4 protein-coding genes and 1 pseudogene are annotated in these 6825 nt (G+C 61.8%); all 5 read right to left on the reverse strand.

Annotation, left to right across the window (positions count from 1 at the left end):
• A partial coding sequence (locus tag B3M53_RS10920; RefSeq protein ID WP_286800407.1) for a dihydrolipoyl dehydrogenase family protein occupies positions 1-896 on the reverse strand: 896 nt, incomplete at its 3' end.
• Positions 897-1050: 154 nt separating this feature from the next.
• Entirely contained in the window at positions 1051-1506 is a 456-nt protein-coding gene (locus B3M53_RS10925) for a hypothetical protein (protein WP_273020260.1), read from the reverse strand.
• Positions 1507-1629: 123 nt separating this feature from the next.
• Entirely contained in the window at positions 1630-3147 is a 1518-nt protein-coding gene (gene odhB, locus B3M53_RS10930; RefSeq protein WP_273020261.1) for a 2-oxoglutarate dehydrogenase complex dihydrolipoyllysine-residue succinyltransferase, read from the reverse strand.
• 41 nt (positions 3148-3188) lie between these two features.
• Positions 3189-6179 carry a 2-oxoglutarate dehydrogenase E1 component gene (locus B3M53_RS10935; protein ID WP_273020262.1) on the reverse strand — a complete coding sequence of 997 codons (2991 nt, stop codon included), beginning with the start codon at positions 6177-6179 and terminating at the stop codon, positions 3189-3191.
• Between the two features lie 292 nt (positions 6180-6471).
• Positions 6472-6825: pseudogene (locus B3M53_RS10940) on the reverse strand (succinate--CoA ligase subunit alpha); the annotation flags it as partial.

Genomic DNA, 6825 nt, shown 5'->3' on the forward strand with positions numbered 1-6825 from the left:
TTTGCGATCATGCCGCGCTTGTCGACCTCGATCCCGACCGTCTCGAGCCCTAGGCCTTCCGTGTACGGACGGCGGCCGATGCAGACCAGCACCACGTCCGCATCCAGCACCTCTTCAGAGCCGCCCTTGGCCGCTTCGGTGGTGACCTTGAGCTTGGTCTTGAGTTTTTCGATGCCGGTCACCTTGCGCGACAGCTTGAAGCTCATGCCCTGCTTTTCAAACAGACGCTTGGCCTGTTTGGAGACCTCGCCATCCATGCCCGGCAGCGCGCGATCGAGGAATTCCACCACGGTCACGTCCGCGCCCAGGCGGCGCCAGACCGAGCCGAGCTCAAGCCCGATCACGCCTGCGCCGATGACGATCAGCTTTTTGGGGACGTCCTTGAGCTCCAGAGCGCCGGTGGAGGAGACAATGCGCTCCTCGTCGATCTCGACACCCGGCAGCGGGGTGACCTCAGAGCCTGTCGCGATGACGATGTTCTTGGCGGAGAGCTCGGTTTCCTTGCCGTCCTCGCCGGTGACGATCACCTTGCCCTTGCCGGCGATGCGGCCCTTGCCGCGGACATGATCGACCTTGTTCTTCTTGAACAGGAATTCCACGCCCTTGGTCAGGCCGTCGACGGCGTCATCCTTCTGACCCATCATTTTCTTGAGGTTCAGCGACAGCTTGCCGACCTCGATGCCCATATCGGCGAAATTCTTGTTGGCTTCTTCATAAAGCTCGGACGCGTGCAGCATCGCCTTGGACGGAATGCAGCCCACATTCAGGCAGGTGCCGCCCAGCGTCTTGCGCGACTCGATACAGGCCGTCTTCAGACCCAGCTGGCCTGCGCGGATGGCGCAGTTATAGCCGCCGGGGCCGCCGCCGATAATCACCACATCATATTGATCTGCCATGGGGTACACCGTCATCGGTAAACGCGCGCCGACAAGCGCGCTAAGGAGGGGTTAGCCGCACCCTACTCCTGCCCTCCCCCGCGTCAATGCGGCGAAGGATGCAGGGCGGCTATGCGTTTACAGGTCGGTGTAGCCCCGAACGCTTTCAACCCCGTTACCGAAGCACGCCCGCTTTCACGCCCCAGGCCGCGACCCGCCAGAACGCGACCAGGCTTAAGAAGATCACGAGCGAGAAGATCACTCCGCCGATCCCGCCCATCAGGTCATAGGCGGCGGTGAAGCCGAACAGATAGGCCGCGCTGATGATGTAGAAGGCGATGGAGACCAAAAACAGCGGCGCGGCAAGTTTGGACCGGATAAGCATAGCGATGCTGGCGACCACCGCGCTCCAGACCGCAAGGGCCCAGACCGCCTCATACCAGAGCGGGAAACCGAGATAGAAGGCGAGCTGCTCTTCGGTGAAAGCGGACAGATACGCCTCATTGCCCATCTGGGTCAGGGTGTAATCCACCGCCCCGAAGCCGTTCCAGATCAACGCCACAACGCCTACGATCCAGAACCAGAGCGGCGTCTTCGGACGCTCGACTGCAGTCTCAATGTCATCGGCCATCAGAGTGCCTCCCCCAAGGTTATGTCCGTATTCTAAGCTAAAAACGGCCCCCACGCCCAGCCCCAAACAAAAAGCCCCGGCCGTGTCCGGCCGGGGCTGATCGCTTGAAACCCGTGAGATCGACTAGATGTCGAGCAGCAGGCGCTGCGGGTTCTCAAGGCTTTCCTTGACGCGCACGAGGAAGGTCACCGCTTCCTTGCCGTCCACGATGCGGTGGTCATAGCTGAGCGCCAGATACATCATCGGACGGATCTTCACTTCGCCATTGATGGCGACCGGGCGCTCCTGGATCTTGTGCATACCCAGAATGCCCGACTGCGGCGCGTTCAGGATCGGGCTCGACAGCAGCGAGCCGTACACGCCGCCATTGGAGATGGTGAAGCTGGCGCCCTGCATGTCGTCAATGCCGAGCTTGCCGTCGCGGGCGCGCTTGCCGAGGTCCATGATGGACTTCTCGACGCCGGCCAGCGACAGGTCGTCCGCATCACGGACAACCGGCACCACAAGGCCGCGATCGGTGCCGACGGCCACGCCCATGTCGTAATAATTCTTGTAGATGATGTCGGTGCCGTCGATCTCGGCATTGACCGCCGGGACGTCTTTCAGCGCTGCGACGCAAGCCTTCACGAAGAAGCTCATGAAGCCCAGCTTCACGCCGTGCTTGGCGACGAAATCGTCCTGAATTTCCTTACGCAGGGACATGATCGCGCTCATATCCGCTTCGTTATAGGTGGTCAGCATCGCCGCAGAGTTCTGCGCGTCTTTCAGACGGCGGGCGATGGTCTGACGCAGGCGGGTCATCTTCACGCGCTCTTCGCGCGGGCCGGTGTCACGCGGCTTGGAGGATTTCTCCGCAGCCGGGGCGGATGCGGTTCCGCCAGACTGCACAGCTTTCAGCGCATCACCCTTGGTGACGCGGCCATCCTTGCCGGTGCCTTCGACCTTGGACAGGTCAAGATTGTTTTCTGTAGCCACGCGATTGGCGGACGGCATGGCCTTGGCGTCACCGCCCGAAGAAGACGAAGACGCCGCCGCTTTCGGCGCATCCTCGGACTTCGGCGCGGCAGACGCAGACGCGCCCGCGCGAATCTTGCCGATCACCTGATCCGGGGTGACGGTGTCGCCTTCCGCCACAAGCTGTTCTTCCAGAACGCCCGCCGCCGGAGCCGGCACTTCCACGGCCACCTTGTCGGTTTCGATCTCCAGAAGCGCCTGGTCCTGCTCGACGGCCTCGCCGGGCTGCACCAGCCACTGGCCGACCTGGCCTTCCGCCACGCTTTCGCCCATCACCGGGACTTTGGCGTCGATCAGATCGCCGCCGCCAGAACCACCGGATTTGGCGTCGGACTTGGCTTCGGACTTTTTCGCCGGCTTGTCGTCAGAGGCTTTGGAGGCGGAGGCCCCGCCGCCAGCGCCCAGCTCGGCCAACGTCGCGCCGATCTCCACGGTGTCGCCTTCCTGGGCGACGATCTTGGAGAGGACGCCATCTTCCTCGGCGCGCACTTCCACCGACACCTTGTCGGTTTCCAGCTCCACCAGGATGTCGTCTTTCTTCACGGCGTCGCCTTCGGAAACCTGCCATTCGCCGACAGTGGCTTCGGTCACGGATTCGCCGAGGGTGGGGACGGTGATCTCGGTCATTTTTAGCTCTTTCCTAGAAAGGTCTTCGTGCGGGCGACAGCTTACGAGAGGGCTTCGTCAATGAGGGCGGCTTGCTGGGCCTGGTGCTTGGACAGAAGGCCCGTCGCCGTGGAGGCCGAGGCCGCGCGGCCGACATAGCGGGCGCGCGCACTTTTCGTATTGGACTTCTCAAGACAGAATTCCAGATACGGCTCCACAAAGCTCCAGGCGCCCATATTCTTGGGTTCTTCCTGACACCAGACCACATCGGCGTTGTCAAAGCGCTTGAGCTCATCGATCACCGACTTGGCCGGGAAGGGGTAGAACTGCTCGACCCGCAGCAGGTAGACATCATCGATCTTACGCTCTTCGCGCGCTTCCAGCAGGTCGTAATAAACCTTACCCGAGCACAGGACCACGCGGCGGATCTTGTCGTCAGAGGTCAGCGGGATTTCTGCACGGCCGGTGGCCACGTCCGAGCGGCCTTCGCGCACGGTCATGTCCGCATCATCCCACAGCACGCGGTGGAAGCTTGAGCCTTCCGCGAATTCAGCGAGCGGGCTGATGCAGCGCTTGTGACGCAGCAGCGATTTCGGCGTCATGATCACCAGCGGTTTACGGAAACCGCGATGGATCTGGCGACGCAGGATGTGGAAATAGTTGGCCGGCGTCGAACAGTTGGCGACCTGCATATTGTCTTCGGCGCATTGCTGCAGATAGCGCTCGAGGCGGGCGGAGGAGTGCTCCGGCCCTTGGCCCTCATAGCCGTGCGGCAACAGCATCACCAGGCCCGACATGCGCAGCCATTTGCGCTCTGACGACGAGATGAACTGGTCGATGATCACCTGCGCGCCGTTGGTGAAGTCGCCGAACTGGGCTTCCCACATCACCAGCGAATTGGGGGCGGACAGGGTGTAGCCATACTCATAGCCGAGCACCGCTTCCTCAGACAGCATGGAGTCGATGACTTCATAGCGCGCCTGATCGCCGCCCAGATTGTTGAGCGGCGTATAGCGCTCTTCCGTGTTCTGATCGATCACATGGGAGTGACGCTGGGAGAATGTCCCGCGGCCGCAATCCTGACCGGACAGACGCACCGGGAAGCCTTCCTTGAGAAGCGACCCGAAGGCGAGATGCTCCGCCGTCGCCCAGTCAATGCCGTTCTGATCGTCCAGAACCGCCTTGCGACGCCCTGCGATCACACGCTTGAGGGTTTTGTGGATGGCGATGTCTTCCGGCACCGTCGTCATCTTGTCAGCGATGTCGGTGAGCACGCTCGCCTCGACAGCGGTCTGACCGCGACGATCATCCTCTTCGGGCAGGCCCAGGCCCTGCCAGACGCCGTCCAGCCAGTCCGCCCGGTTGGGGCTGTAGGATTTGGCTTTCTCAAACTCGTCATCAAGGAATTGCGCAAACTCCTCGACCCAGCCGTCGACCTCTTTCTGGGTGGTCACGCCTTCGTTGATCAGGCGTTGGGTATAAAGCTCCAGCGTGGTGGGGTGCTTGGAGATGGTCTTGTACATGATCGGCTGGGTGAAGCTGGGATCATCACCCTCGTTATGGCCGTAGCGGCGGTAGCAGAACATGTCCACGACCACGTCCTTGCCAAAGCGCTGGCGATATTCCGCCGCGACTTTGGTGGCGAAGGTCACAGCTTCCGGATCATCGCCGTTCACGTGGAAGATCGGCGACTGAACCATCAGCGCCACGTCAGAGGGGTAAGGCGAAGAGCGGCTGTCCTTGGGATCGGTGGTGAAGCCGATCTGGTTGTTCACCACAAAATGGATCGCGCCGCCGGTGCGGTGACCGCGCAGGCCCGACAGACCGAAACATTCCGTCACAACGCCCTGACCGGCGAAGGCGGCGTCGCCGTGCAGCAGGAGCGGCAGGACTTTTTCGACGTAATTGGACTCATCGCCCTCGTCACGACGGAACTGGGTCTGCTTGGCGCGCGCCTTGCCCAGCACTACCGGATTCACCGCTTCCAGGTGCGACGGGTTGGGGGTGAGCGACAGATGGACCTTGTTGCCGTCAAATTCGCGATCAGACGACGAGCCCAGATGGTATTTCACATCGCCTGACGCGTAATCCACCTGACCGAGCGTGTCGCCGCCCTGAAACTCGTGGAAGATCACGTGATAGGGCTTGCCCATCACCGCCGCCAGAACATTCAGGCGGCCCCGGTGCGGCATGCCCAGAATGATGTCTTTGACGCCCAGCGCGCCACCGCGCTTGATGATCTGCTCCAGCGCCGGGATCAGGCTCTCGCCGCCATCAATGCCGAAGCGTTTGGTGCCCGGATAGCGCTTGTGCAGGAAGTTCTCGAACGCGCCGGTCTCGATGATCTTCTTGAGGATGGCGATCTTGCCTTCCTTGGAGAAGGCGATCTCCTTGTCCGGACCCTCGATGCGCTCTTGCAGCCAGGCTTTCTCTTCGGGGTTGGAGATGTGCTGGAACTCCACGCCGAAGGTGGAGCAATAGGTGCGCTTCAAGATGTCGAGCATCTGGCGCACGGTCGCCGTCTCAAGGCCCAGATAGCCGTTGATGAAGATCTCGCGATCCAGGTCATCATCTGTAAAGCCATAGGTCGCCGGGCTCAGCTCGGGCTGCTCGCCAAAGCTTGTGAGCTTGAGCGGATCCAGATCCGCCGCCAAATGGCCGCGCATGCGGTAGGCGCGGATCAGCATGATCGCAGCGATGGAATCCTTGACCGCCTTGTGCACGTCCTCGGCAGAGGCGCCGGCGCCTTTGTGCTCAGCCACGGCGTCTGGCAGCGCCATGGTCGCGCTTTCAATATCACCGAGCGCGGTCACCAGTTCGCCATTGGCGGGACGCGGCCAGTCCTTGCGTTTCCACGCCGGGCCCTTGGCGGCCTGGCTGGCGTCCGCCGGCGCATCGCCGACCTCGGCGAAGAAGGCCCGCCAGCTGTCTGGCACAGAGGCCGGGTCCGCGGCGTATTTCGCCGCCATTTGCTCAAGATAGACGGCGTTGCCGCCAAACAGGAACGAGGTGTCCAGGAAAGTCTGATTTTGGGAGGAGCGTTCGTCAGCCATGGCGCCATTCAATCGGCATCTGAGGGGACGCGCGCCGTCTCGGACGCGCGCATGTGGTTTGACCCGACATTTATGCCTGTTAGTTAAGAAATAGAAGACCGAAGCGCCGCAAATCGGAAAAAGCGTCCGCTTTTTACTGCAATCAGAGCATTTCAGTCCTTGCGGTTCAGACATTCAGGGGCGACCGCCCCGTCTCATCAGACTTTAGGCTGAGCCGCGCCGATTTCCACACCGATACAAAAACCCCCGCCCGGATCACCGGACGGGGGTTCTGTCAGATCTGGCGCAAGCCTTAGCCCTTGAGGACTTCGACCAGGGTGTCGCCGAGACGCGCCGGGCTGTCAGAGACAGTGATTCCCGCCGCCTTCATGGCGTCGATCTTGTCTTCAGCGCCGCCCTTGCCGCCAGACACGATGGCGCCGGCATGGCCCATGGTGCGGCCCGGAGGCGCGGTGCGGCCCGCGATGAAGCCGACCATCGGCTTCTTGCGGCCTTTCTTGGCTTCGTCTTTCAGGAACTGCGCCGCTTCTTCTTCAGCCGAGCCGCCGATCTCGCCGATCATGATGATCGACTTGGTTTCGTCGTCAGCCAGGAACATCTCCAGCACGTCGATGAACTCGGTGCCTTTGACCGGGTCGCCGCCAAT

This window comes from Oceanicaulis sp. UBA2681 (assembly GCF_002354675.1).
Taxonomy (GTDB): Bacteria; Pseudomonadota; Alphaproteobacteria; order Caulobacterales; family Maricaulaceae; genus Oceanicaulis; species Oceanicaulis alexandrii.

What these genes read in the sequence shown, in the direction of transcription:
- odhB (WP_273020261.1), bottom strand. Translation starts at nt 3,147, where the DNA reads ATGACCGAGATCACCGTCCCCACCCTCGGCGAATCCGTGACCGAAGCC.
- B3M53_RS10935 (WP_273020262.1), bottom strand. Translation starts at nt 6,179, where the DNA reads ATGGCTGACGAACGCTCCTCCCAAAATCAGACTTTCCTGGACACCTCG.
- B3M53_RS10925 (WP_273020260.1), bottom strand. Translation starts at nt 1,506, where the DNA reads ATGGCCGATGACATTGAGACTGCAGTCGAGCGTCCGAAGACGCCGCTC.